The 329-nt window shown below is 72.3% G+C and carries 1 protein-coding gene; it reads left to right on the forward strand.

From position 1 onward, the window contains the following. Positions 1 to 329 (forward strand): ATP-binding protein (locus IMZ35_RS30300; protein WP_498063215.1); only part of this gene is annotated, 329 nt, incomplete at both ends.

A 329-nucleotide genomic window follows, 5' to 3' on the forward strand; every position in this document is an offset into this window, starting at 1 on the left:
GGCATCGGCGTGCGCGGGCTGCTCAACGTGCAGTACGCGCTCAAGGACGACGTGCTCTACGTCCTGGAGGCCAACCCCCGCGCCTCGCGCACCGTGCCGTTCGTGTCCAAGGCCACCGCGGTGTCCCTCGCCAAGGCCGCCGCACGGGTCATGCTCGGCGCGAGCATCGCCGAACTGCGCGCCGAGGGCCTGCTGCCCGCCACCGGCGACGGCGCCGAGCTGCCCGAGCACGCCCCGGTCGCGGTCAAGGAAGCCGTGCTGCCCTTCCACCGCTTCCGCACCAAGGAGGGCAAGGGCGTCGACTCCCTGCTCAGCCCCGAGATGAAGTC

The organism is Umezawaea beigongshangensis (assembly GCF_016464305.1).
Classification (GTDB): Bacteria; Actinomycetota; Actinomycetes; order Mycobacteriales; family Pseudonocardiaceae; genus Umezawaea_A; species Umezawaea_A beigongshangensis.